Origin of the sequence: Duganella margarita (genome assembly GCF_009857535.1) — a bacterium.
Classification (GTDB): domain Bacteria; phylum Pseudomonadota; class Gammaproteobacteria; order Burkholderiales; family Burkholderiaceae_D; genus Rugamonas; species Rugamonas margarita.
The window spans coordinates 286,158-309,062 of sequence record NZ_WWCS01000005.1 but is presented as its reverse complement, the minus strand read 5'-3'; the positions used below and the strand labels follow the sequence as shown (position 1 = coordinate 309,062).

General features: G+C 62.9%; 26 protein-coding genes. 7 read left to right on the top strand and 19 right to left on the bottom strand.

Annotated elements, in window-relative coordinates; all coding sequences use genetic code 11:
- The first annotated feature begins 78 nt into the window (after positions 1 to 78).
- Positions 79 to 1,704 carry a response regulator gene (locus GTP55_RS10535; protein ID WP_161044879.1) on the top strand — a complete coding sequence of 542 codons (1,626 nt, stop codon included), beginning with the start codon at positions 79 to 81 and terminating at the stop codon, positions 1,702 to 1,704.
- On the opposite strand, the gene GTP55_RS10530 is transcribed toward GTP55_RS10535, so the two are convergent.
- The 8 genes from GTP55_RS10530 to msrA all read right to left on the bottom strand — a co-directional run bounded on the left by GTP55_RS10530 (position 1,691) and on the right by msrA (position 8,484).
- Positions 1,691 to 2,146, bottom strand: coding sequence for a response regulator (locus GTP55_RS10530; RefSeq protein WP_161044878.1), 456 nt, complete (start codon positions 2,144 to 2,146; stop codon positions 1,691 to 1,693). The genes GTP55_RS10535 and GTP55_RS10530 overlap by 14 nt on opposite strands.
- Before the next feature lie 8 nt (positions 2,147 to 2,154).
- Positions 2,155 to 4,374, bottom strand: coding sequence for an ATP-binding protein (locus GTP55_RS10525; protein WP_161044877.1), 2,220 nt, complete (start codon positions 4,372 to 4,374; stop codon positions 2,155 to 2,157).
- A 71-nt stretch (positions 4,375 to 4,445) separates the two neighbouring features.
- On the bottom strand, positions 4,446 to 4,934 hold the full coding sequence (locus GTP55_RS10520; protein WP_161044876.1) for an arsinothricin resistance N-acetyltransferase ArsN1 family B: 489 nt from the start codon (positions 4,932 to 4,934) through the stop codon (positions 4,446 to 4,448).
- Positions 4,934 to 5,632, bottom strand: a complete 699-nt coding sequence (locus tag GTP55_RS10515) for a TetR/AcrR family transcriptional regulator (RefSeq protein WP_161044875.1) — start codon at positions 5,630 to 5,632, stop codon at positions 4,934 to 4,936. Before GTP55_RS10515 ends, GTP55_RS10520 begins: the two co-directional genes overlap by 1 nt.
- 18 nt (positions 5,633 to 5,650) lie before the next feature.
- Entirely contained in the window at positions 5,651 to 6,388 is a 738-nt protein-coding gene (locus GTP55_RS10510) for a YoaK family protein (protein ID WP_161044874.1), read from the bottom strand.
- Between the two features lie 39 nt (positions 6,389 to 6,427).
- A complete protein-coding gene (locus GTP55_RS10505) occupies positions 6,428 to 7,444 on the bottom strand; it encodes a cupin-like domain-containing protein (RefSeq protein ID WP_161044873.1) in 1,017 nt (338 codons plus the stop codon).
- A 33-nt stretch (positions 7,445 to 7,477) separates the two neighbouring features.
- On the bottom strand, positions 7,478 to 7,876 hold the full coding sequence (locus GTP55_RS10500) for a DUF1842 domain-containing protein (RefSeq protein WP_161044872.1): 399 nt from the start codon (positions 7,874 to 7,876) through the stop codon (positions 7,478 to 7,480).
- Positions 7,877 to 7,986: 110 nt separating this feature from the next.
- Complete coding sequence (gene msrA / locus GTP55_RS10495; protein ID WP_161044871.1) at positions 7,987 to 8,484, bottom strand: peptide-methionine (S)-S-oxide reductase MsrA; 498 nt, start codon at positions 8,482 to 8,484, stop codon at positions 7,987 to 7,989.
- 197 nt (positions 8,485 to 8,681) lie between these two features.
- On the opposite strand from msrA, the gene GTP55_RS10490 reads away from it, so the two are divergent.
- Positions 8,682 to 9,098 carry a response regulator gene (locus tag GTP55_RS10490; RefSeq protein WP_161044870.1) on the top strand — a complete coding sequence of 139 codons (417 nt, stop codon included), beginning with the start codon at positions 8,682 to 8,684 and terminating at the stop codon, positions 9,096 to 9,098.
- Here the strand turns inward: GTP55_RS10490 and GTP55_RS10485 are convergent, their stop codons facing one another.
- Positions 9,099 to 9,770 (bottom strand): energy transducer TonB, encoded by a 672-nt coding sequence (locus GTP55_RS10485; RefSeq protein ID WP_161044869.1) that lies wholly within the window; start codon positions 9,768 to 9,770, stop codon positions 9,099 to 9,101. It abuts the gene before it with no gap.
- 107 nt (positions 9,771 to 9,877) lie between these two features.
- On the opposite strand from GTP55_RS10485, the gene GTP55_RS10480 reads away from it, so the two are divergent.
- Together GTP55_RS10480 and GTP55_RS10475 are read left to right on the top strand one after the other, a co-directional pair.
- Positions 9,878 to 10,222 (top strand): DUF2946 domain-containing protein, encoded by a 345-nt coding sequence (locus GTP55_RS10480; RefSeq protein WP_161044868.1) that lies wholly within the window; start codon positions 9,878 to 9,880, stop codon positions 10,220 to 10,222.
- A gap of 63 nt (positions 10,223 to 10,285) precedes the next feature.
- The gene (locus tag GTP55_RS10475; RefSeq protein ID WP_161044867.1) at positions 10,286 to 11,650 is read left to right on the top strand and encodes a PepSY-associated TM helix domain-containing protein; all 1,365 of its coding nucleotides are present in this window, start codon (positions 10,286 to 10,288) and stop codon (positions 11,648 to 11,650) included.
- Positions 11,651 to 11,681: 31 nt separating this feature from the next.
- Here the strand turns inward: GTP55_RS10475 and GTP55_RS10470 are convergent, their stop codons facing one another.
- Both GTP55_RS10470 and GTP55_RS10465 read right to left on the bottom strand, forming a co-directional pair.
- Positions 11,682 to 12,515, bottom strand: a complete 834-nt coding sequence (locus GTP55_RS10470) for an alpha/beta fold hydrolase (protein WP_202423655.1) — start codon at positions 12,513 to 12,515, stop codon at positions 11,682 to 11,684.
- 243 nt (positions 12,516 to 12,758) lie between these two features.
- On the bottom strand, positions 12,759 to 14,033 hold the full coding sequence (locus GTP55_RS10465) for an aminotransferase class V-fold PLP-dependent enzyme (protein WP_161044865.1): 1,275 nt from the start codon (positions 14,031 to 14,033) through the stop codon (positions 12,759 to 12,761).
- 97 nt (positions 14,034 to 14,130) lie between these two features.
- Here GTP55_RS10465 and GTP55_RS10460 point away from each other — a divergent pair, with 97 nt between their 5' ends.
- The gene (locus GTP55_RS10460) at positions 14,131 to 14,877 is read left to right on the top strand and encodes a substrate-binding periplasmic protein (RefSeq protein ID WP_161044864.1); all 747 of its coding nucleotides are present in this window, start codon (positions 14,131 to 14,133) and stop codon (positions 14,875 to 14,877) included.
- Here GTP55_RS10460 and GTP55_RS10455 read toward each other — a convergent pair.
- Positions 14,865 to 15,752, bottom strand: a complete 888-nt coding sequence (locus tag GTP55_RS10455) for a LysR family transcriptional regulator (protein ID WP_161044863.1) — start codon at positions 15,750 to 15,752, stop codon at positions 14,865 to 14,867. The genes GTP55_RS10460 and GTP55_RS10455 overlap by 13 nt on opposite strands.
- A 105-nt stretch (positions 15,753 to 15,857) precedes the next feature.
- Between GTP55_RS10455 and GTP55_RS10450 the strand changes: the two genes are divergently transcribed.
- Complete coding sequence (locus tag GTP55_RS10450; protein WP_161044862.1) at positions 15,858 to 16,913, top strand: FUSC family protein; 1,056 nt, start codon at positions 15,858 to 15,860, stop codon at positions 16,911 to 16,913.
- Between the two features lie 57 nt (positions 16,914 to 16,970).
- Here the strand turns inward: GTP55_RS10450 and GTP55_RS10445 are convergent, their stop codons facing one another.
- Together GTP55_RS10445 and GTP55_RS10440 are read right to left on the bottom strand one after the other, a co-directional pair.
- Positions 16,971 to 17,513 carry a hypothetical protein gene (locus GTP55_RS10445; protein ID WP_161044861.1) on the bottom strand — a complete coding sequence of 181 codons (543 nt, stop codon included), beginning with the start codon at positions 17,511 to 17,513 and terminating at the stop codon, positions 16,971 to 16,973.
- 245 nt (positions 17,514 to 17,758) lie between these two features.
- A complete protein-coding gene (locus tag GTP55_RS10440) occupies positions 17,759 to 18,664 on the bottom strand; it encodes a helix-turn-helix domain-containing protein (RefSeq protein ID WP_161044860.1) in 906 nt (301 codons plus the stop codon).
- Positions 18,665 to 18,806: 142 nt separating this feature from the next.
- Between GTP55_RS10440 and GTP55_RS10435 the strand changes: the two genes are divergently transcribed.
- Positions 18,807 to 19,478 carry a response regulator gene (locus GTP55_RS10435; protein WP_308494725.1) on the top strand — a complete coding sequence of 224 codons (672 nt, stop codon included), beginning with the start codon at positions 18,807 to 18,809 and terminating at the stop codon, positions 19,476 to 19,478.
- 7 nt (positions 19,479 to 19,485) lie between these two features.
- Here GTP55_RS10435 and GTP55_RS10430 read toward each other — a convergent pair whose 3' ends face one another.
- From GTP55_RS10430 to GTP55_RS10410, 5 genes are all read right to left on the bottom strand, one after another.
- The gene (locus GTP55_RS10430; RefSeq protein WP_161044858.1) at positions 19,486 to 19,794 is read right to left on the bottom strand and encodes a hypothetical protein; all 309 of its coding nucleotides are present in this window, start codon (positions 19,792 to 19,794) and stop codon (positions 19,486 to 19,488) included.
- A gap of 72 nt (positions 19,795 to 19,866) precedes the next feature.
- The gene (locus tag GTP55_RS10425; protein ID WP_161044857.1) at positions 19,867 to 20,400 is read right to left on the bottom strand and encodes a hypothetical protein; all 534 of its coding nucleotides are present in this window, start codon (positions 20,398 to 20,400) and stop codon (positions 19,867 to 19,869) included.
- The gene (locus GTP55_RS10420) at positions 20,397 to 21,038 is read right to left on the bottom strand and encodes a hypothetical protein (protein WP_161044856.1); all 642 of its coding nucleotides are present in this window, start codon (positions 21,036 to 21,038) and stop codon (positions 20,397 to 20,399) included. Before GTP55_RS10420 ends, GTP55_RS10425 begins: the two co-directional genes overlap by 4 nt.
- Entirely contained in the window at positions 21,031 to 21,591 is a 561-nt protein-coding gene (locus tag GTP55_RS10415) for a PAAR domain-containing protein (protein ID WP_161044855.1), read from the bottom strand. The genes GTP55_RS10420 and GTP55_RS10415 overlap by 8 nt, the downstream gene beginning before the upstream one ends.
- A 113-nt stretch (positions 21,592 to 21,704) precedes the next feature.
- Positions 21,705 to 22,448: an NYN domain-containing protein gene (locus GTP55_RS10410; protein ID WP_161044854.1), complete on the bottom strand. Its 744-nt coding sequence runs from the start codon at positions 22,446 to 22,448 to the stop codon at positions 21,705 to 21,707.
- Positions 22,449 to 22,905 lie beyond the last annotated feature (457 nt).

Sequence of the window (22,905 nt, the reverse complement as noted above, 5' to 3'; positions counted from 1 at the left end):
CGTGCGCACGGTACGCAAAGGCACCATCACAGGCGGTCGCGCTCAGGTAAAATTTCACCATCCTTTTTTTTCGCGCCCATGAACGACGATACCCCTGCCCCCTATTGTTCCGTGCTGCTGATCGATGACGAAGCCATGGCCGAAGACCTGATTGGCTATCGCCTGTCGCAGCATGCCGACATCCGGCTGCGTTACGACGCGCGCGCCGAACTGGCGGTGAGCCTGTGCCGGGAGACCGAAGCCACAGTGGTGCTGGTCGACCTGCGCATGCCCGGCCCGGATGGCTTCGAAGTCATCCGCCTGCTGCGCGCCGCGCCCGAGACCGACCACGTGCCGATTATCCTGCTGTCGTCCGAGGACGACGCCGACACCAAGGCACGCGCCTTCGCGCTGGGCGCCAACGACTACCTGGTCAAGTGGCCGGAAGCGCGCGAACTGGAGGCGCGCATCCGCTATCACAGCGGCGCCTACCAGGCGCGCTGCCAGCGCGACGCCGCCTTCCTCGAACTGCGCCAGCGCGAGGCCGAACTGCGCGCCAGCCAGGCCGCGCTGCACCAGGCGCAGAAGATGGAGGCCATCGGCCAGTTGACCGGCGGCATCGCCCACGATTTCAACAATGTGCTGCAAGTCATCGGCGGCAATCTGCAACTGGTCAAGATGATCGGCGGCGTCAACCCGCAGGGACTGGCGCGCGTCGACAACGCCCTCAACGGCGTCGAGCGCGGCGCGCGGCTGGCGGCCCACCTGCTGGCGTTCGCGCGCCGCCAGCCCTTGCAGGCGGCGGTGGTGGCGCTGGCGCCGCTGCTGGCGAATATGGACGACATGCTGCGCCGCGTACTGGGCGCACAAGCCCAGGTGCTGACCGACCTGGCGCCGCAACTGTGGCACACCGAGGTCGATGTCAGCCAGCTGAACAATGTCATCCTCAACCTGGCCATCAACGCCCGCGACGCCATGCAGGGCGACGGCACGCTCACCATCCGCGCCCGCAACGTCGCCGCCGGCGCACCGCTGCCGGACAGCCAGGGCGCCTGCCAGTGCGACTACGTGCTGATCGAAATCGCCGACACCGGCGCCGGCATGCCGCCGGAAGTGCTGCAGCGCGCGTTCGAACCGTTCTTCACCACCAAGCCGACCGGCCAGGGCACCGGCCTGGGGCTGAGCATGGCGTACGGCTTCGTCAAGCAATCGGGCGGCGAGATCGCGCTGCACAGCGAGGTCGGCCACGGCACCTGCGTGCAGATCTATCTGCCGCGCAGCCACGGCACGCCGGCCGGCGCCGCGCCTGACACGGCGGCGCCACTGAGCGGTGGCGTGGAAACCATTCTGGTGGTGGAGGATGAGGACGACGTGCGCGCCGCCACCGCGGACCTGCTGGCGGCGCTGGGCTACGACGTGTTGAGCAGCGCCGACGGCGAACAGGCCGCCCACCTGATCGAGGACGGCGCCCACATTGATCTGCTATTCACCGACGTGGTCATGCCCGGCCGCGTCAGCAGCCTGGCCTTGAGCGAGCTGGTCAAGCGCAAGCTGCCGCAGGCGCAGATCCTGTTCACCTCCGGCTATGCGGAAGGCGTGCTGGCGCACGACGGCAAGCTGCCGCCCGGCGTCCATCTGCTGCCCAAGCCGTACAGCGCCGAAACGCTGAGCGCGCGCATCCGCCAGCTGCTGCACCAGCGCGCCACGGCTTCTACAGCGGCTTGATGTAGCGGTGCGATCCCGGCGGCGGCTCGTTGAGCACCGCCCAGAAGATGCCAAGGTCGGCGATCGCCCGCACGAATTCGGTGAAGTCGACCGGCTTGACCACGTAGGCGTTGACGCCCAGCTCGTAGCTGCGCACCAGGTCCTGCTCTTCGCGGGACGAGGTCAGCATCACCACCGGGATGCTTTTCAACCCCGCCACCGCGCGGATCTCGGCCAGCACTTCGAGACCGTCAACCTTGGGCAGTTTCAGGTCCAGCAGCACCACCGCCGGATTGCCCTGGTCGCGCCCGGCATACACGCCGCGCGCATGCAGGTAGTCGAGCGCTTCGGCGCCATCGCGCACCACGATCACCTCGTTGGCCAGCTGGCTGCGCTCCAGCGCAATCAGGGTCAGTTCCAGGTCGTTGGGATTGTCTTCCACCAGCAGGATGGGCTTTAACATAGTCGGTCTCAATCAGTTACGGGTATAGCAAACGAAAATGTGGCGCCCTCCCCCGGCACGGAATGGGCCCAGACGCGGCCGCCATGGCGCTCGATGATACGGCGCACATTGGCCAGGCCGATGCCGGTGCCCTGGAAATCTTCCATCCGGTGCAGGCGCTGGAATACGCCAAATAATTTGTGGGCGTAGTCCATATTGAAGCCGACGCCATTGTCGGCCACATGGAACACAGTCTCGCCCGGCAACTGCACGCTGCTGATGCGGATCACCGCCGGATCGCGCGTGCTGGTGAATTTGACTGCGTTCGACAGCAAATTATACAAGGCCAGCTGCAGGAAGGTGGGATCGGCGATGATCTCCGGCAGCGGCTCGATCACCCATTCGATGCGGTGCGACGGCAAATCCGGCGCCAGCTTGTCGATGCAGCTGCGCACCAGCTGCTCCATGCGCACCGGCACCGGCCGCAACGCCGCCCGCCCCATCTGCGAAAAACTCAGCAAATCGTCGACCAGCTTGCCGGCCAGCCGCGCCGCGTCCTTGATGTTGACCAGGAAGCGCTGGCGGCGCTCCGGATTGTCGCTGGCGGCCGCCTCCAGCAGCAGGTCGGCAAAGCCGACGATGTGGCGCAGCGGCGCCCGCAGGTCGTGCGACACCGAATATGAAAACGCCTCCAGCTCCTTGTTGGCGCGGCCCAGTTCCTCGGCCAGGTCGGCCATCTGCTCGGCGCGCTCCAGCGCGATGCCCAGCAGCGCGGTGCGGAACTCCAGCGCCAGCTCCACCTCGCCGTCGCGCCATGGCTCGCTGGTGCCGTGGATGGTCTCGCGCCACAACTGGAAACTGCTGCGCGGCGACAGCTGGCCGAACGGGCCGGCCGGCTTGTCGTCCGGGCGCCCGGCCCAGTCGATCTGCACCACGTGCTCGGGCCGGAACCACAGCAGGTAGTGCGGGTGGATGCGCGAGATCTGCATCGCCAGCAGGCCGCTGGCGCAAGCGGTGTAGTCGGCCGCCGCGGCATATTGCGCCGCCAGGTGGGCGCTGTGGAACACGTCGTCATGCACCTCGCCGTTGAGCCAGGCCGCCAGCGCCTGGATCTGCGCCTCGGACGGCGTGTCGCCATAGGTGATCAGCCGTTCGCCGATGACGATGGCGACGCCGCCGGCGCGGGCGAAGTGCAGCAGTTCGGGCAGCACGCTGCGCAGGTTCTCGATGAAGTCGGCGCCCTGGGTCAGGCCGCCGAGGATGCGCACCATGGCGCGCCGCACCTCAAGGCGGAACTGCAACTCGTCGGCGTCGCTGCGGTTCTTGATGTGCAGCGCCAGGATCTGCCCCAGCTGCTCGCACACGGTGCGCTGGTGGAAGCTGAGCCGGCGCGGCTGCGCGTGGTGGCACGAGATCAGTCCCCACAGCTTGCCCTTGACCACCAGCGACACCGACATCGACGCCAGCGTGCCCATGTTGCGCATGTATTGCAGGTGCACCGGCGACACGCTGCGCAGCGCCGCAAACGACAGGTCGCTGGGCTGGCCGCTGAGCGGATGCTGCGCCGGCACCAGCGGCGCCGGCGTGTAGTGCGCGTCCGGAATCAGGCGCACGCGGCTGGCCAGGTACAGCGCGCGCGCTTGGCGCGGAATGTCGCTGGCCGGGAAGCGCTGGCCCAGGTAGCTGTCGTAACCGTCGGCCAGCGACTCGGCCAGCACGTTGCCGTGGCCGTCTTCGTCGAAGGCATACACCATCACCCGGCCGAAACCGGTCAGGGCGCGGATGTCCTCCGCCGCCACCCGGCTCAGTTCGGGGATGGAATCGGCCTCGCTGATTTTGTTGAGGAAGTCGCCTACCAGCGGATACAGCTGCTGCAGATCGCTGCCGGGACCGCCCGCCGGCTCGAACTCCAGCAACAGCAGACCGTCCCACGCATGCGCCAGCACATCGAACGGCGCGCCATCCTGGGCCAGCGTGGTCAGATAGGCCGGCTGCTCGCGCAGGCCGCCCGCCGTCAAGTGCGGCGCCAGCTGCGCGGCGCCGTCGGCACCGATGACGTCGGACAGCGGCCGGCCCAGCGCCTGCGCCGGCGCCATACCGGTGAACTGCGTCAGGTTGGCGCTGACCTGGCGCACCGTCAGTTGCTCGTCCAGCGCCAGCAAAAAGCCGTGCGGCTGCACCGCGCCGGGCGTGCGGATCGGTTCGCGGTCGCAGCTGGTGAGATCGATGGCGGGGCTATCCTGGGGCATTGTCTGGACGCAAAAATACGAAGTTATCAGGCCTGCATCATAGCAAGTTCCGGCCGATGCCGCCGCACTTCTCAGCCCAGCTTGAGTTCCCAGTAGCCGACGTCGATCCAGCGGTCGAACTTGCGGCCGACTTCGCTGAAATGGGCGACCTTGACGAAGCCGAGCCGTTCATGCAGCGCCACGCTGGCCGGATTGGGCTGGGCGATGCCGCCGATCGCCATGTGCACGCCGCGCTGGCGCAGGTCGGCCAGCAGCGCGCCGTACAGCGCGCTGCCGATGCCCTGCCCGCCGTGGCCGGGCGCCACATACACGCTGGTCTCGGCCGAAAAGCGGTAGGCGCTGCGCACCCGCCAGCGGGTGGCGTAGGCGTAGCCGGTCACTTGGCCGGCGGCGTCCTCGCGCACCAGCCACGGCAACACGGCGCTGACGTCGCGGATGCGCTGCGCCATCTCCTGGTCCGTGACCGCCTGCTCCTCGAAGCTGATGGTGGTGGTGGCGACGTAATGGTTGTAGATGGCGGCGATGGCGGCGGCATCGTCCGCAGTGGCGGCGCGCAGCATCAATTGTCCGCCGCCGGCCGCAGCGTGGCGAACAGCGGCGAGGCCACCGGGCCGATGTCCGGCAGCGGCATGCTGGCGATGGCGCGCGCCTCGCCGGCCGGCAGGCCGATGCCGTGCAACACCACCGTCAGCATGTCCTCGATATGCTGCGGACCGGCGCCGCCCTCGGTCAGCTGGGTCTCGATGCCGAAGAACACCGAGCCCAGCACCATGTCGCGCACCGCCAGCGCGCTGCCGGCGGCAAAGCGGCCACTGGCCAGGCCCAGTTCCAGGTCACGCAGCAGGTAGCGGTCCAGCCGCCGGCCGCGCACCGCATGCGCCGGGCCGATGCGCGTGAGGAAGGTGCCCCACACCGGATAGCGCAGCGCAAAATACACATACAGCCGGGTGCCGACGCAGAAGCGCTGCGCCGGATCGGCGTACCGCAGCACCTGCGGATCGACCACGCCCAGCACCTCTTCATTGAGGGCTTCGGTGACGGCCGCCAGCAACTCGTGGGTGGTGCGGAAATAATTGTAGAACGTGCCGCGCGCCACGCCGGCGGCGGCGATGAAGTCGTCGATCACCGGCGCGTCCGGACCGAGCCGGGCGAAGACGTCGATGGCGCTGCGGATCAGCAGCGCCCGGGTGCGCTCGCGCCGCTCGATGCCGACGCGCTGCTGGTGATTGGGGGCGGGAGTAGCGAGGATTTCATTCATGCGGGAAGTATAGACCAACTAATTCCGTCCGCGCACGTCGTCCAGCAGCGGCACGATGGCCAACAGCAGCAGCGCCGCCGCCAGCGGCAACGTCGCCGCGAAGCCCAGTTGCTGGAAGCCGAAGGCGCCGGCCACGCCGCCGGCCAGGAACATCGCCAGCAGCGAGCCCAGCAGCGCCAGCCGGCGGCGGTCGGCCGTCACCGGCGCGACTGCCGCCTGGGCGGCGCGGTTCCAGTAGCACAGCTTGCCCAGTTCGATGCCGATATCGGTCACCAGGCCGGTGACGTGGGTGGTGCGGATCTCGGCGCGCGAGGCCTTGGTGACGATGGCGTTTTGCAGCCCCATCACAAAGCACAGCAAGGCCACGGTGGCGGCGATATGGCCATGCGCCGCCAGCCGCGCGCCCATCAGCCCGAAGGCCAGCAGCAGCGCCGCCTCCAGCAGCAGCGGCAGCGCGTAACAGCTGTGCGCGGCGCGGCGCCGGCCCCAGTTGATCAGGATGGCCGAGGTGGCGGCACCGAGAAAGAACGCCGCCAGCGAGGCCAGCCCCGCCAGCAGCAAGCCGCTGTGGCCGAGCGCCAGATTGTCGGCCAGCGCCGACACCACGCCCGACATATGCGAGGTGTACTGGCCGACCGCGAAAAAACCGCCGGCATTGACCGCGCCGGCCACAAACGCCAGCGCGCGCCCCAGCCGGCGGTTGCTGAGGTCGGTGCGCTGCGGACTGGCGTAGGTGCGCAGGTAGTGCATGGGCATGACGGGTCTCCGGGAACAAGGTCGCCCGTCGATTGTAAATCAGAAGTCCTGGCTGGCCGGATATTGGCTGTAGAAGTCGTTGTCCCAGTGGAAATGGGTGGTGGAGACGGTGATGGTGACATCCAGCGCCTCGACGAAATGCCACCAGCCGACCGGCAGGAACAGGATGTCGCCCGGCGCCAGCACGCACTCGCGCACCGGCACCCCGGCCATCAGCGGGAAGCGCTCCAGGTCGATGTTACGGCCGTCCACTGGCGAGAAGCAGTGACGCTGGTTGTACATCTTGGGCGTGTCGCACGGCGCCACCAGCCGCACCCGCTTGCGCCCGGCGATCTGGATCATGAAGTTGTTGGTCAGATCGTGATGGAACGGCGTGATGGTGCCGGCCGGGCCAAACCAGAAAAAACCGGTGCTGCCGGGCTGCAGATAGGCGTCCAGCGGCGGCAGGTCCGCCATCAGCCCCTGCAAGGCGTCGCGGTTATGGCCGTCGTTATTGGCGGTCATGTAGAAATCGTTGGTGACGCCGGCGTCGCGCACCATCGCCACATAGTCGCCGAACGGCATGCGGCGCCGGTGCGAGGTGCTGTTGATCTCGTAGTCAGGATCGGCGTTGCGGCCGAATTGCACCTCCACCTCGCGCTCACCCAACTGCGCGGCCAGGTAGTCGAAGGTCCATTTGTCGCGCGCGGCGCAGCCGTCCAGCATGCCGGTAATGATGACCGGCTGGTTGCGTTGGTAGAACTCGTGCAGGAATGCGTCGCCCGGCAGGCGGTCGCGGCGCGGCACCTCGGCCGGCGCCAGCCGGTTGAGCCGCGACTGGATGCCCAGCACCCAGTCGCGCTTGGCCAGCCGGTTATGCAAGCGCGCCACCCCGCGCAGATAGGGACTGGCCAGCGCCGCCTCGACCTCGGCGCGCGCGTCCGCCTCGGCGATGCCGGATTGGACCATGATGGCCGCCAGATGCGCGGGCTGGCCGCCGAGGATCAAATTCTCGGCGATCCAGCCGCGCCAGGAATCGTTGACAGCGGTCGGCGGCACGGCATCCTGGCGGTTCATCGGCGAGCTATCCTTTTTGCATTGTTGCTTTTTTTAATACACGGTTTCCGGCAACACTGCGCGCGCCACGCCGTCGCGGACATCGATCACGCGCGGGAACAACTTGCCGAAACTCATCTTATAACAAGCCTGGCCATCTTTCCACGCGGTCGGCAATACCAGCAACATCTGGAACGACGTCGGCTGATCGCTGTGCGCGCCGAAAATCGGCGGCGTGCCGGCCAGCACGATGGTCTGCATCGGCTCGCCGGTATCGATCTCCATGTGGTGGCCGCGCACCGACATTTCGTGCACTTCGCCGGTCACGGTTTCCAGCACGGCGGTGCCGACCACGCTCTCGGTTTCGCGGTTGACAACCAGGTTCAGACGCAGCGACGGACGGCCCAGGGCGGCGCTGTGGATTTCATAAACGGCGGCAAATAACTGACTCATGACATTTCCTAAAGTGAAGAGCTGAACATGCTCTGCACTCTAGGCGGACCGCGTCAAAATTGCCTTCCGGTTACCTTCCGAACTCGTAAGCCGCTGTTTACAAACACAATTTACCGCTTTGGCAAGACCCAGTCCGGCCGGATGTAATGGCAGGTGTAGCCGTTCGGAATACGTTCCAGATAGTCCTGATGCTCCGGCTCGGCCTCCCAGAACGGGCCAGCCGGGGCCACTTCGGTGACCACCTTGCCCGGCCACAGACCGGCGGCATTCACATCGGCGATGGTGTCTTCAGCAACTTCGCGTTGTTTCTCATCGACATAATAAATAGCCGAGCGGTAACTGGTGCCGAGGTCGTTGCCCTGCCGGTTGACGGTGCTCGGGTCGTGGATCTGGAAGAAGAATTCCAGGATTTTGCGGTAGCTGAGCACGGCCGGATCGAAGCTGATCTCGATCGCCTCGGCGTGCGTGCCATGGTTGCGATAGGTCGCATTGGCGACGTCGCCGCCGCTGTAGCCGACCCGCGTGGACACCACGCCCGGCATTTTGCGGATCAGATCCTGCATCCCCCAGAAGCAACCGCCGGCCAGAATGGCTTTTTCCGTGCTCATATTTGATTCCTTTCAATAAATGTTCCTGGCCAATTTGGAGACAACACGACATTTATTCAAGCGTGCGGCCAAATAAGCACTATAATTGACTTCAGGAAAGCCAATTTTCTGTTGGCTCGCGTGCCCCTTCCCTGTCGCGCCCCGTCTCCTCCGGCCTGGACCCAGCCGAACGCCACGTTTCACTTTTCGTTCATATCATGGACCAGACCACTACCCAACGTATTCTCGTTGTCGACGACAACAGCGAAGCGGCCGACATTTCGGCCGAACTACTCGAACTGCACGGCTATCGCACTGCGGTTGCCTACACCGGTCTGACCGGGCTGGAAGCGGTGCGCACCTTTGAACCGCACGCCGTGCTGCTCGACCTCGGCATGCCCGGCATGGACGGCTACCAGGTCGCGGCCGCGCTGCGCGCAGTGCCGGACTTCGACCAGGTGGCGCTGATCGCCTTCACCGCCTGGGGCGACGTCGTCACCCGTCAGCGTGTGATCGATACCGGCTTCGACGCCCACGTCATCAAGCCGGCCAACCTGGAACGCATCCTGACTGCGGTGCGCGAAGCACTGGCCTCGCGCGCGCAGCTGCAGGTCAGCACGGCCAGCGCCGCGTAATCATTTCAGCAACACCCGGCCGAAGCCGGTATCGGTGCGATCTTCGGTGGCTCCGGCGGCTGCGGTTGCGCCGTCCGGGTAGCCGAAGCGGCAGCTTTGCAGATAGCCGATCGCCTGCGCCACCAGCGCCGGCGGCTGGCCGTTCGGCTCGGCCACCACGCGGGTCGGCGCGCCATCGGCGTTGACCAGAAAGCGCAGCAGGATGCCATCGGCACTGCTGGGCCGCTGGTCGGCCGCGCGGAAGGTGGCAAAGCGGTCGGACGGCGGGCAACTGTCGGCCAGCAGCACCGGCCGCGCCGCCGGCGTGCCGCTCAACTTCCACACATACTGCAACGGGAACACGGTCTGCTTGCTGGCGGCCGGCAGATCCGGCTGAAACACGCAGCGGGCGATGCCTTGCAGCGCCGCCTGATCCAGGATCTGCCAGCCGCTACTCTGCGTCACCGCCGGATGCAACACCCGGCCGTCGCTGCCGATTTCAAAGCGAATCGTGGTCGCGCCCTCGATTTCATACCGCCGCGCCTCGGCCGGCCACTGCGGCTGCGCGCAACTGGCCGGGCTGACCAAGGCCTGAAACGGCGCCTGCTGTCCCGACTGGGCAGCACGGCTGGCAAAATTAATGACGCCAAACACCGCAGAGATCGCAGCAAGGGCAAGGAGTTTCCGGTTCATGCCGCGATCATAGCGTAGTTCTGCTGACTTAAAGATTTCAAGCCCGCAGGCGAAGCGGCGCGGGTGGGTATAATTGGTGGATGCGCCTATCGGATAAACGGAACATCTTGCACTTGTGGATCGCCATTCTGGCGCTGCTGTTTAGTGCTGTTGCGCCTGCCGTGTCGCATACGATGTCGGCGGCCGGCGGCGTTCCGGGGCTGGAGATGTGTACCATCGACGGCGTCAAGGCGCCGCCTGGCAAGTCGCTGTCGGACGCGATTGTCCACGCTTTTGAGCATTGTCCGTACTGCGCCGCGCACGCGACGCCGCCAGCGTTGCCGCCACCGTCGGCCTGGCACTTTCCGCTGCACCGCGCGCAGCCGATTTTCCCTGCGCTGTATTACCACTCGCCGTCGCCGCTATTCATCTGGTCGACCGCCAATCCGCGCGCGCCTCCTGCCGCCGCCTGATTCGTCCGTCCGCAGCGCCGTTACCGCGCTGCGCCTTCGCATCTGTAAAGCTGGAGATTTCCCATGTCCCACCCGTCCTCCGCGTCCGGATTGTACCGGCGCGTCTGGCACTGGCATTTTTATGCCGGCCTGATTTGCCTGCCCTTTATCTTTTTACTGGCGCTGACCGGCGCCGCCTACTTGTTTCATCAGCAGATCGACGACGTGATCTACGCCCGCCTGCTGTTGCGCGACGCCGACACCAGGCCAGCGCTGGCGCCCACGCAGCTGATCGCCGCCGCGCTGCGTGCAGAGCCGGGCGACGCCAAAGCCATCACACTGCCGGACGACGACACGCACAGCGTGCAGGTCGACATCACGCAAGCCGGCGGCAAGGTACGCCAGGTATTCGTCGATCCATCCTCTGGCAAAGTACTCGGCGCCATCGACGAATCGGCGCGCGTGATGACCTTCGTGAAGCACCTGCATTCGCTGACGGTGCTGGGCAACGGCGGCCGCATGGTCATCGAAACCGTGGCCGGCTGGATCATTGTGCTGATGCTGACTGGCGCTTATCTGTGGTGGCCGCGCGGCCGCCGCCATGGCGTGATCAGCATCCGTCCCGGCGCCACAGGACGCAACTGGTGGCGCGACCTGCACGCCGTCACCGGCGCCTTCGGCGGCATCGTCATCCTGTTTCTGGCGCTGACCGGCATGCCGTGGACCGCAGTCTGGGGCCAGCAAGTCAACCGCTGGCTCAGCGAACATGATCTCGGCGCGCCGAACGGCATGTGGCGCAACCTGCCGCGTTCCACCATCCCCGCCTCCGCGCTGGGTGACCTGCCATGGACCTTGCAGCAGCAACCGCTGCCCGCCTCCGACGATCCGCACGCCGAACACCACGGACATGGCGGCCATCACGGCCCCGCCGCACCGGCCGGCATCGCCCGCATTAGCGCCGACCAGGCAGTGGGTACGCTGGCCGCCGCCGGCCTGCGCCAAGGCTATCGGCTGGTGCTGCCGCAAGACGCGCAAGCCGTCTACAGCGCCATCCGCACGCCGCGCCAGCTGGCCGGACGACGCGTGATCCACCTCGACCAGTACAGCGGCAAGGTGCAGATGGACCTGGGCGCGGATCGCATCGGCGCGATTGGCCGCGTCACCGAATGGGGCGTCAGCGTGCATCAAGGCGGGGAATATGGCTGGATCAATCAGATGGTGATGCTGCTCGGCTGCGTCGCGCTGATGCTGCTGTGCGTGAGCGGTTTCATGGTGTGGTGGAAGCGTCGTCCCACCGGAAGGTTTGCGCCGCCGCATTGCCGGCAAGGCGATCGCCTGGCGCTGGGCGCCATTGTCATTGCCGTCGCTATTGGCGTGGTGTTTCCGTTGCTGGGCGCGTCGATGCTGCTGGCAGCCCTGCTCACGGCAAGGCGCAGGCCGTCGCATTGAGCGACGGCTGCGCCACGGGTCTAACCGGCGATCAGGACTTGAAGAAGGCCAGCAGGTCCGGATTGATCACATCAGCGTGCGTGGTTGGCATGCCGTGTGGGAAGCCTGGGTAGGAAATCAGCTTGCCATGCTTGAGCAGCTTGACCGATTTCGCGCCGCTGTTGGCGAATGGGACGATCTGGTCGTCTTCACCGTGCATCACCAGCACCGGGATATCCAGCGCACGCAGGTCGTCGCTGAAGTCCACCTGGGCGAATTGGAAGATGCAATCGTAGGCAGCTTTAACGCCACCGTTCATGCCCTGACGCCACCAGTTCTGGCGGATCGCTTCCGACACTTTGGCGCCCGGACGGTTGTAGCCGTAGAACGGCATCGTCAGGTCCATGTAGAACTGTGGACGGTTGAACGCAGTGCCTTGACGGATGTCGTCGAACACTTTCAGCGGCACGCCGTCTGGATTGGTGGCCGATTGCACCATGATCGGTGGCACGGCGCTGATCAGCACAGCCTTGGTCACCAGGCCTTTGCCGTGTTGACGCACGTAGCGCACCACTTCGCCGCCGCCGGTCGAGTGACCCACGTGGATGGCGCTCTTCACTTTCAGTGCCGCGACCACGGCGGCGGTGTCGGCGCTGTAGGTGTCCATGTCGTTGCCATGGTCGGTCTGGGTCGAGCGGCCGTGGCCACGACGATCGTGGGCGATGACGCGGTAGCCGTGCTGCAGGAAGAACATCATCTGCGCATCCCAGTCGTCCGAGCTCAGCGGCCAGCCGTGGTGGAACCAGACTACTGGTGCGTCTTTAGGACCCCAGTCCTTGTAGAAAATCTGGCTACCGTCTTTTACTGTAACAAAACCGCTGTCCATGTTGAATGCTCCTTGATGAGGGGTGGTGGAAGATGTCGCAGCCGAGGCGATCGAAGGCAGGCCAGCCGCTGCCGCGGCAACAGCACCCAGGCCGCCGACGATGGCCGAGCGGCGGGATGAGCTGACGTCGGAGGAAGTCTTTTCGGAATTCACGTGATACTCCTTCTTATGTGATTGATGTGGCAAAGCCAGATCACATTGGAACCGATGCGCACCTCGTTTGTAACCTGCCTAAAGGTAGGCTTATCCCTTTTGAGACAAATCCCTGAGCGCCGCCACCAGCTGATCCAGATCGGCGGTGCGGGTGAACAGGCCAGGCGTGACGCGGATGCAGGCGCCACCCACCGGCCCCTTGCGCGCCACGGTGAAAATCCGATACTGCTCCACCAGCCGGTTGACTAGCGCCGCGTTCTGTTCAAACGTGGTGTGACCGCGCAGGCGGAACGAGGTCACCGCGCCGTAGCTGCCGGCATCGTCCGGCGTCAGCACCTGCACGCCATCCAGGCCGCGCACCTGCCGCACCCAGTAGTCGCGCAGCTCGCGCAGGCGGCGGCCCCGGTTGGAAACGCCGATTGCGTCGTGCAGCTTGAGCGCCGCCGGAACCGTCATCAGCGCAGCGGCGTTGAAGGTGCCCGAATGCACGCGCGAGCGGGTGTCGCTGGCCGGATAGTCCTCGTCGCCGCGCTCGACGCCGATATCCGCCAGCCGCTCCTTGCGAATATACAGAAAACCCGTGCCGAGCGGCGCACCAACCCATTTGTGCAGATTGGCGCCGATAAAATCCGCGCCCAGGTCAGGCAGCTTGTAGTCCAGCTGTCCCCAAGACTGCGCCACGTCGAGGATCACATCGACGCCGCGCGCCTTGGCCAGCTTGATGATCTCCACCACCGGCAGCACAAAGCCGGTGCGGTGGTTGACGTGCGTGAGCAGCAGCAGCCTGGTACGCGGATGCTGGCGCAAGGCCAGTTCGTAGACGTCAATGGCGGCCTGGCGGTTGACCGGCTCAGGGATCTTCACCAGCGCCACCTTGGCGCCGCTGCGCTGGGCCAGATCGTTCATCGCGTACTGCATGGCGTCGTAATCGAGATTGGCGTACATGATGGTGTCGCCGCGCTTGAGCAAGCAGTAATTGCAGATCAGGTTTTGCAGCGACTCGGTGGCGCCGCGCGTAATGGCCAGTTCTTCCGCCGCTACACCGGTATGGGTCGCCAGCAGTTCCCGCAACTGCTCCATGCCGGCGCGGTCGAACTGGCGCCGCAGATAGTAGGAGTTATAGCGGTTCAGGTAATCGATATTGCGCTTGAAATCTTCCGCCACCGGCCGCGCCATGATGCCGTAGTAGGCGTTCTCCAGATTGACGATATCGCCGGCGATGTCATAGCTTTGCGCGATCGCCTCCCAGTCCGCCGCCGATGACGGCGCCCCCGATGATGCCGACGATACGCCCGGCACCGCCATCGCCGTCATCCCTGCAGCAGCCCCCAGCAACCTGCGCCGGCCCGCCTGAAATCCATCCATTCCGCACCTCCAGAAGTTAGTATCGCAAACCAGTTGCACAGCTTTCGCCAGCTCATGGGCATAATACGGGAAGAATAACGCGCACGAGGAGCCTTCCATGCCTGTAGTGACACGCCGCCGTGCATTGGCGTCCATGGCCGCCATCGCGGCGCTTGGCGCACTGCCGGCGACATCGTCCGCCGCCACTGCCGCCACGCGCACGCCGTTGCGTCTGACGATGGTCAACCTGATGCCGTGGGCCGGCAACGGCCCGCACGGCCAGCCTATCGGCGCCTTGATCGAGTTGTGTGCACAACTGGCGACGCTGAGCGGTGTGCCGATCACACCCATGCCGGTGCCCTATGGCCGCGCGCCGCACATGCTGACCGGGGGCGGCGCAGACCTGACGCTGCTGATCGACACCAGCGCCAAGGGCGGCGCCGCCATCGACTATGTGGGCACGGTCGATATTGTGGTGTTCGGCCGCAGCGGCTTCCGCTTCCAGCGCATGGAAGACCTGTTCGGCAAAACCGTCGGCACGCTGCGCCACTCCGGCTACAGTCCGGAACTGGAAGCCGAAGCGCGCATCCACAAGCACGCCTTCGACAGCTACGACCAGGGCGTGCGCATGCTGCAGGCCGGGCGGCTGGATGTGGTGCTGGGTGTCGGCGACAGCATCGAATACGCGCTGGGCAAGGCGGCCGGCCAGGTCAGCCCGCGCTACCCGCTGATGCACGGCCGGGTGGCGCTGTATGCAAATCCCCAGATCGACGCCGCCACCATCGCCGCGCTGCAAGCAGCCTGCCGCCAATTGCGCCAGAAACGCGTGATGGACGAACTGCTGCATCGCCCTCAGCGCCGGTAGAACTGTTTGACCAAGTCGGTAAAGTTCCGCACCGTGACCGACTTCTCTCGCGGCCGCGTAATCAATGCGATCGCCGTGCCCAGCCCCTGATTGCGCAGGTCCTGATACGTGACGCCCTCGGAACGAAACTGGCCGATCGACTCCGGAATGATGGCCACGCCGAATCCCGCCGCCACCATATTGACGCCCGACGAAATCTGCGGCGACTCCATTTCAATCCTGGGCGAAAAGCCGGCCACGTGGCAGGCGCTGATGATGGCGTCGTACAGTTCAGGATTGATCGCACGCGGGTACAGGATGAATGGATCGGCCGCCAGCTGTTTCAAGTCGATGGTGCGGCGCCGGCCCAGCGCATGGCCGCTGGGCAGCACTGCGATCATCTTCTCCTGCACCAGCGGCGTGACGGTCAGGTCGCCGCAATCGAGCGGCAGGCGGATCATAGCGCAATCGACCTGGGCGTCGGCCAGCTTGCCCAGCAGCGCCGTGCTGTTGCTCTCCTCGGTGCGGATCTTCACGCCCGGATAGTCCTCGCGGAAGCGGCGCAGCAGCCGCGCCACAGTTGGATGAAACACCGTGGAACCAGCAAAACCAATCGACAGATTGCCGCTCTCGCCGCGCGCCGCCATCTTCACGTGTTCCAGCGCGTCGTTGGCGTCGTCCAGCACGCGCCGCGCGCGCTCTTTGAAAATCACGCCGGCCTCAGTCAACTCCACGCGGCGCGGATGGCGGATGAACAGCTGCGTGCCGATCTCCCGTTCCAGCTTGATGATCTGCTGGCTCAACGGCGGCTGCGCAATGCCCAGCCGCTCGGCCGCCACGGTGAAATGCAGGTGCTCGGCCACGGCCAGGAAATAGCGTAACTGGCGAAACTCCATCGTTGTCCTTTCATCTTGAAGAGCATGTTGCGATATCTTTTTCGTCTTGAAGAGACTAGCACGAAATATTGGATTCGCGGAGCGTGTGCGCTTAAGCTGGACCTCATGATGCTCAAATCCCTGCTCACCCACGCCACCGACAAGGCCAACCTGCTGGAAGGCATGCGCGCGGCCTCGGCCTCCGCCATCATGCTGCTGGTGGGCTGCGCGCTGCACGCGCCGGACTTTGCGTGGGCGGCGATTGGCGCCTTCTGGACCTCGCTGGCTACCGCATCGGACACCGCGCGCAACCGGCTGGCGTCGATGCTGTCGTTCGCCGTGCTGTCGACCGTGGCCGGCGGCTTGACCACCTACGCCGCCAGCCTGGGTACGGCGGCCGGCGCGCTGGCCATCCTGTTGGTGGTCACCGGTGCCGGACTGGCGCGGGTGTGGGGCGCCAAGGCCTACCAGGTCGCCATCCTCGCCGCCACCGCCTGCGTGGTGATGGTGGACCGGCCGTGGCACGGCGGTAGCAGCGGCATGGCCTACCTGGGCGTGTACCTGTTCGGCTGCCTGTTCGCCACCGCGCTGAGCGTGGTGATCTGGCAGATCCGCCCTTTCGCGCCGGAGCACTACAGCACCCGCTGGCACGCCGCCGCCGCGCAAAGCGTGCGCGAAGGCTGGCGGCATCTGCGCCGCCATGCCTCGCTATCCAGCGACGGCGTGCACTTCGCACTGCGGCTCGGCATCGCCACCACCGTGGCCTATTTGACGGTGCACATGCTGGACCTGTCGAACGGCTACTGGGCCACCATGGCGGTGCTGCTGATCTTGCAGCCATCCGCCTCCGGCACGCTGCCGCGCAGCGTCGAGCGCGCGGTGGGCACGGTGGTCGGCACCGTCATCGCGGTAGCCATCAGCGGCCTGGCAACCTCGCCGCTGGCGATTGCGCTGGCGGTGTTCCCGCTGATCGGCCTGACGATGACTTTGCGTCCGGTGGGCTACGGCGTCTTCGTCGCCTTCCTGACGCCGTCCTTCGTACTGGTGGCCGACTACGCCATGCCAGTCTTCAACGAATACAACTACGCACTGGCGCGCCTGGAAACCAACCTGCTCGGCAGCGCCATCGCCGTAGCCGCCACACTGACCCTGTGGCCGCTGACGGAGCGCTTCAGAAAGTAAGCTGCCAAGCGTCCCGCTCGGCCATGGCGGCTGATGCGGAATCCGCAACCGCCACAATCAGCCGTTGGCACGCGCCGCGCGGGCGATGCTTTCAGCAAACAGCGGCGTCTCGCGGCGATTGTGGTCGCCCGACGAGGCCTGGCGGTCGGCGCACGCCTGCTCCCACGAGATGCCATGTGCCTTGATGAAGTCGAGGAACTCTTCGGTCGGATGCGACACCACGCTGTTGGTGTACTCGGTACGGTTGTCGTCGATTTTCTTCGCGCTCAGATCCCAGATCACCTGCACCTTGGTGCGGCCGTTGGGCGTGAAGACGTCGGAGGTGGAGACCATGCGGCAATGCGCCGCTTCGGTGATGTCGCCGACGTAGTGCTGCACCACCAGGCCGGTGCCGATCATCTCCACGTTGATGGACATGCGGCGGCCGTCATCGGTGAAGGTGGCGCCGGCGGCGATGTGGTCGGGCGGCGCGCAGCGCTGGTATTCCGCATCGGGCAAGGCGAACAGCCACTTGGCGATATCGATTTGTTCAAACGGCACGTCGACGATGTGGCTGAAGGCGGATTGCGACAACACCAGGTCGGTACGGATAACAGTCATGATAATTCTCCTGAGATGAAATGCATCGAAACGCTTGGAAAGTTCGAGCAGGTTGGCTGGAGACATCATCATCGCAGGCGACAAATTTTCACGACAATCGCAAAGGAAGTGCGGACACATATGCCATGCGAAAAGCGCGGCATCCCTGAGTTGGGTAGGCCAGTGCCCTCCACTGTGGCCGCTCGGTAGGACAAGCCACCGCCTATGGCGACACCGCCAGCCGACCGGCAGAGCCGAACATGCGGTCAGCCGTTGATGGCGAACGCCTTGCGCCACGCGCTGGCGCTCACGCCCTCGCTTTTGCGGAACTCCCGCGCCAGGTGGCTTGGGTCGGCAAAGCCGCACAGACGCGCCACCTCCGCCAGCGACAAATGCGGCTGCGCGATCAGCGCCCGGGCCCGGGCCAGCCGGCGGCTGATGATCCACTGATGCGGCGTGATGCCGACGCTGGCCTTGAAGGCGCGCCCAAACTGGCTCGGCGACAGCTGGGCTTGCTCGGCCAGCGCCAGCAACCCGATCCCCGCGTGCAGATGGGCCTCGATGTACTCCTTCACCCGGCGCTCCTGCCATCCCGCCAGTCCGCCGCGCACGGCCGTCGAGGCCGGCGCGCGGCCAAAATATTGTTTCAGCAGATGGCGATGGACCGACAGCGCCATCGTTTCCAGAAACAGCGGCGTGGCCGGCCCAACGTGGGAGACGGCGAACACGGCCATTTGCGCCAGATGCGCCAGGATGGTGTCTTCACCGCCGTTGATCAGCGGGATTTCGCCAAACCTGGCGACGCCCTCCGCCTCCGACAGCGCGTCCAGGGCGCCGCGGGCGAAATACAGCTGCACGCAGTTGTAGCTGCTGGCCAGATTGGCCATGGGCGAAGCCTGCAGATCCATCATCGTCAGGGCGCCGGCCGGATACGGCTTGACCCGCATGTCCTTGCCGTCCACCCACAGATTGTGCTTGAGCAGCGGCTTCAACTGCACCGCCATCAGCAGCGCGGGCTGCGGCGGCACCGGATCGGTGAAGCCGGTTCCCGCGCCGTCGTAGCGCATGTGCGTCACCGCCACATGATGATCCAGCGCGGCCGAGCGGATTTGCAGAGCTGCCTGCTGCTCGGCAAAGTAGTCGCCCATTGTTTCGCCGTATGCCCGTTCCATGACTCTTTCCAATGTGCGAATTAATCATCTTAGCAAGTTTTGACGGCGCTTGAACAAAATCCGCATAACTGGAAGGATCGCGCTGCGAATCGCGCCGAAACCGCAGCAGAGCTTGGCAGCGATTGCGGCCGAATCGTAAGATATGACGGCGCCAACTGACACATACTTGACTGAGCCGACAATGAAAACCTCAACGAAACCTGTCCGGGTCCTGATCGCCGATGACCATGAAATTCTTCGTGAAGGCATCGTGTCAGTGCTCTCGACCATGGAAGCGATCGACGTCGTGGGCGAGGCGAACAATGCGGAAATGGCGGTGGTGCTGTTTGAGCAATTACGCCCGGACATCACGGTACTCGATTTGAAAATGCCGCTGATGGGCGGCATCGAAGCGATCAAGGCCATCCGCCGCATCGACAGTGCTGCCCGCATTCTGGCGCTGACCGCCTACCAGGGAGACGTGCTGGCACGCGAAGTGCTGGCCGCCGGCGCCGCAGGCTACATGCTGAAACACGGCATCCGCAAAGAGCTGGTGGAGGCGATCAGCAACATCGCCAACGGCTTCAAGCATATCTCGCTCGACGTCGCGCTGGAGCTGGGCCACTACTGCGACAGCGAGCTGCTCTCCCAGCGCGAGCTGGAGGTATTGCGCTACGTCGCCGCCGGCAACACCAACCGCAAAATCGGCGAGCTGATGGGCTTGAGCGAAGAGACCATCAAGACCCACGTCAAAACCATCCTGGCGAAAACCAAGGCCCACGACCGCACGCATGCGGTGACCATTGCGCTGCAGCGGGGAATGTTGCGGGTGTAGCGCGTAGCTACTGCACTGGATGGCCTTCGATCTCTTCTTCGTACTCATTAAGCAAAGACATCACCTTCGCGTTATTCGCGTATTTTTTCTTTAACGCAGCCAGCGCCTCATCGGTGCCCTTACACAGGGTGTTGATTTTGCGGATGACTTCCTTCATACGTTTCTTCTCCGATGGATCAGGAAGTTCGCCACGAAAGTGATCGCAGCCATCCCTTTTCGAAATGAAGCTGCTAACGTCCTTGGGAACGGCAGACGCCCCATGGGCCATATTCAAGTTACCCAATAACAAAAACGCTGCAACCAGTAATGTCTTCATCTTAGACTTCCGTCTTCCGAACTGGTAGATCTCAACACCGCACCATCTGGTTAGCTAGACTACCTAAGCAATCTATTTTGGCCGCATGACCACATCAATATTGCCAGTCGCGGAATAGAGGATTCGAGCATTTTTTGAGCCGGTGAGCGACAGCAAATAGGCACTTCTAATTTTTTGAAAACTGCCGCCCTGTCCCAGTGCGCCAAATGGAAAACTTACACAAACAAATTTTCTGCGGCCATCCTTCACCATGCCCCACTCTGCTAAATATGGGTTTAACTCCGTGGGACGTGTTGCAAATCCGGAGAGCGTTCGAGCCGAGTCGACCGGATATATCTTGTGGTCGAAGAGAATGCCCTTTTGCACTCCCTTCTCCGCATAACCGACATCTTTCCCTTTCACGTTAAGATAGTAGGTTGCGTTGAATCCATCCTCATAGTCATCCTGCGAGTTAATTTCTTCAGTCGGTAGAGCGCTCCATGTAACGGACGATGAAATGGATCGTGCGGATAAACAGGCACGAATCGCTGCTTTGGAAGGCTCAGCAGCAGCTTGGGCATCCAGCGAAATCAGGCTCAACATGAGTAAAAAAGCGCTGCGCATCATTTGTACTCCCATCCATGCGTAACTTCCAGGAACTGTGGATTGAACTTCCAGAAAATGGTTCCCCCGTACGCTGCTGTCGAGTCGTACTGTTGATCGTATCGACCGACCTCCACACGCGTCATTGAGACCTTGCCCGTGCTGGTGTTCTTGACTTTGGTGGTCTTGTATTTGATTACAACCTTGGTTGATTCCTGGATCCCGTAGATGTTATGCGATGGATCCGTAAACTTGATTCCCCGCCTGACCTTGAAGTGATGCTTGTAGTTCGCTTTGATATCAGCGCCATCCCAAAAATATGCGCCATTAGACTTGTCTTCCCCGCCCTCGAGCGCATTGGTTGCGGCCAAGATTGCCATCTTCATTCCAGGATGCAGTTCGATATCCTTTTCCGACGCTTTCATCATATCTGCATAGCGGCGGTTGCCATCGCTCACGGCAAAGGCAAACGTCTTTTCCTTTCTCGCAAAACTCATAATATCTTTGTATCCACGTGCGTCTCGCTGCCTCACAAGGACGCTGGCCAATGCAAACATTTCGTCTTGGTCATCCTTGGGTGACGACTCACCATAAGCGATCGCAGCAAGCTGCCTTGTCTCAGAACGCAATGCCAGCGTTCCCTTCGCGTTCTTGTCACCCATGACGACTGGCTCCGTCCGCATTGAACCAAGTTACTAACTTCAGATTGCCATCCCCGTAAATTTTCTCCGTATTACCATTCAGATAGCTGGCAGCCTTCCTGTGAATCGCACCATCCTGGTATAGGTCATAGCGAAAACCGTCCACTGGCTGATCAAGTTCATCAACGATAGAGAAAAACTGCTCAATAATCTCGTCCTCTACCGCGTTATCATTCCGGCGAGAAGAAAAATCGCTCACGGGGGCTGCGCCTGCTGACACCGAGGAATCCTCAAGCACTTGACTCCGCAAGGTTTGATTGGGAACTAATTTTGGAGGCGACGGGCAAGCACACATACACAAGTCATTCTCAAGTGCGACCTGTTTTCCATTCCAGGTTTCTGGAATGCGTGGCCCGACGCATACGATCTTCCCTTTAGACTTGCAAGCGGGGCAGAAGATCGTGTCATTTTCCAGCGCAATCGGCAAGCCATTGATGCTGCCAGCACTGCTGGCAGAGATGACTTTACCGCCCGCAGAGGTTGCTGCGCCGAGCGTGATTGTGTAACGCCTCATCCTAAATCTCCGGCAAGATGAAGCGCTAATTATTAACCTGTTGCAATTACCGTCTTTGCGCATGCGCAAGAGCCAGGCTCAATTCAAACCTTCCGCAACGTCGGCCCGGTCTTTTATTTGAGGCGGATAGATAAATGGTGTGCGGTAGACTTCTCGCTCAGCACTTCTTTGACTTCGATGTATGGCTGTTTTCTGACCAGCTCACCGAGCTTCTGGCTGCCATAATTACGGGGGTCGAACGACGGGTCCATTTTTAACATCAGGTTCCCGACGGGGCCAAGAGGAGCAAATCCATCATCGCGCGCTACCGCCAGAATTGCTTTCCGGAACAAGTCTTCTAGTCCGGTCATTGATTCGATGACGGGATTAGGAGTCGTCGCAATTGAAGATTTTGACTCACCTGCTAAGGGCGAAGCAACTCTCAGAATTTCCGTGTATACGAACTTGTCACATGCCACAACGAAACGTTCAGGCGTTTTCTTTTCGCCAAAACCATATACGAGCAAACCAGCTTCGCGAATGCGTGTGGCAAGCCGGGTGAAATCGCTATCGGACGATACCAGACAAAATCCATCGACCGTGCCGGAGTGGAGCAGATCCATTGCGTCGATGATTAAGGACGAGTCGGTAGAATTCTTGCCCGTGGTGTAGCTGAATTGCTGGATGGGTTGAATAGCCATCTTGTGCAGCGTTTCCTTCCACCCTTTGAGATTGGATGTTGTCCAGTCGCCATACGCCCGCTTAACGGTTGCAACCCCGTGCGAAGAAACCTCCGCCAGAAGCTCTTTGATAATGCTGGCCTGGGCATTATCGGCGTCGATCAGTACAGCCAGCTTGGAATTCTGAGTTTGTGCCATTTTGCAAGGAAAGGGGTATTTAATAATGTCTAAATATTAACACCGAGGCGTCATAAAGGGTGTATAAAATAGGAGCATGAACCCGTTTTTAACCGAAACCTGGAAGGATTAATTTTTAAACTGCTAAGTCAAACTAGGCATGTATCGGGTGATGCCTTTGCCAGAATTACCGATTCGATGCGACCGCTCGCGCGCTGTGCCTAAATAAAACCTCACTTCCGCCCGAGTTCAGGAGGCTCGATGGACTAGATGCATGATAATTTAGTGCAGTAGGGCAATTTTCTGTTTACTTCGAGAAGTACGTTTTTCAGACCTATCCACATTCGAACCTCGTAACTTAGCTAACGTTAGGCATCACTCTCGTCATTACAAATTGACGCACTTTAAAGACAGAACGCTTCGAAGACAGAATTCGGTTAACAACAACTCGCTTAAATCCAATGGAACGAACACTCAC

Excerpts from the sequence above, each read along its gene's own strand:
- GTP55_RS10535 (WP_161044879.1), top strand. The coding sequence starts at position 79 with ATGAACGACGATACCCCTGCCCCCTATTGTTCCGTGCTGCTGATCGAT.
- GTP55_RS10530 (WP_161044878.1), bottom strand. The coding sequence starts at position 2,146 with ATGTTAAAGCCCATCCTGCTGGTGGAAGACAATCCCAACGACCTGGAA.
- GTP55_RS10525 (WP_161044877.1), bottom strand. The coding sequence starts at position 4,374 with ATGCCCCAGGATAGCCCCGCCATCGATCTCACCAGCTGCGACCGCGAA.
- GTP55_RS10520 (WP_161044876.1), bottom strand. The coding sequence starts at position 4,934 with ATGCTGCGCGCCGCCACTGCGGACGATGCCGCCGCCATCGCCGCCATC.
- GTP55_RS10515 (WP_161044875.1), bottom strand. The coding sequence starts at position 5,632 with ATGAATGAAATCCTCGCTACTCCCGCCCCCAATCACCAGCAGCGCGTC.
- GTP55_RS10510 (WP_161044874.1), bottom strand. The coding sequence starts at position 6,388 with ATGCCCATGCACTACCTGCGCACCTACGCCAGTCCGCAGCGCACCGAC.
- GTP55_RS10505 (WP_161044873.1), bottom strand. The coding sequence starts at position 7,444 with ATGAACCGCCAGGATGCCGTGCCGCCGACCGCTGTCAACGATTCCTGG.
- GTP55_RS10500 (WP_161044872.1), bottom strand. The coding sequence starts at position 7,876 with ATGAGTCAGTTATTTGCCGCCGTTTATGAAATCCACAGCGCCGCCCTG.
- msrA (WP_161044871.1), bottom strand. The coding sequence starts at position 8,484 with ATGAGCACGGAAAAAGCCATTCTGGCCGGCGGTTGCTTCTGGGGGATG.
- GTP55_RS10490 (WP_161044870.1), top strand. The coding sequence starts at position 8,682 with ATGGACCAGACCACTACCCAACGTATTCTCGTTGTCGACGACAACAGC.
- GTP55_RS10485 (WP_161044869.1), bottom strand. The coding sequence starts at position 9,770 with ATGAACCGGAAACTCCTTGCCCTTGCTGCGATCTCTGCGGTGTTTGGC.
- GTP55_RS10475 (WP_161044867.1), top strand. The coding sequence starts at position 10,286 with ATGTCCCACCCGTCCTCCGCGTCCGGATTGTACCGGCGCGTCTGGCAC.
- GTP55_RS10470 (WP_202423655.1), bottom strand. The coding sequence starts at position 12,515 with ATGGACAGCGGTTTTGTTACAGTAAAAGACGGTAGCCAGATTTTCTAC.
- GTP55_RS10465 (WP_161044865.1), bottom strand. The coding sequence starts at position 14,033 with ATGGATGGATTTCAGGCGGGCCGGCGCAGGTTGCTGGGGGCTGCTGCA.
- GTP55_RS10460 (WP_161044864.1), top strand. The coding sequence starts at position 14,131 with ATGCCTGTAGTGACACGCCGCCGTGCATTGGCGTCCATGGCCGCCATC.
- GTP55_RS10455 (WP_161044863.1), bottom strand. The coding sequence starts at position 15,752 with ATGGAGTTTCGCCAGTTACGCTATTTCCTGGCCGTGGCCGAGCACCTG.
- GTP55_RS10450 (WP_161044862.1), top strand. The coding sequence starts at position 15,858 with ATGATGCTCAAATCCCTGCTCACCCACGCCACCGACAAGGCCAACCTG.
- GTP55_RS10445 (WP_161044861.1), bottom strand. The coding sequence starts at position 17,513 with ATGACTGTTATCCGTACCGACCTGGTGTTGTCGCAATCCGCCTTCAGC.
- GTP55_RS10440 (WP_161044860.1), bottom strand. The coding sequence starts at position 18,664 with ATGGAACGGGCATACGGCGAAACAATGGGCGACTACTTTGCCGAGCAG.
- GTP55_RS10435 (WP_308494725.1), top strand. The coding sequence starts at position 18,807 with ATGACGGCGCCAACTGACACATACTTGACTGAGCCGACAATGAAAACC.
- GTP55_RS10430 (WP_161044858.1), bottom strand. The coding sequence starts at position 19,794 with ATGAAGACATTACTGGTTGCAGCGTTTTTGTTATTGGGTAACTTGAAT.
- GTP55_RS10425 (WP_161044857.1), bottom strand. The coding sequence starts at position 20,400 with ATGATGCGCAGCGCTTTTTTACTCATGTTGAGCCTGATTTCGCTGGAT.
- GTP55_RS10420 (WP_161044856.1), bottom strand. The coding sequence starts at position 21,038 with ATGGGTGACAAGAACGCGAAGGGAACGCTGGCATTGCGTTCTGAGACA.
- GTP55_RS10415 (WP_161044855.1), bottom strand. The coding sequence starts at position 21,591 with ATGAGGCGTTACACAATCACGCTCGGCGCAGCAACCTCTGCGGGCGGT.
- GTP55_RS10410 (WP_161044854.1), bottom strand. The coding sequence starts at position 22,448 with ATGGCACAAACTCAGAATTCCAAGCTGGCTGTACTGATCGACGCCGAT.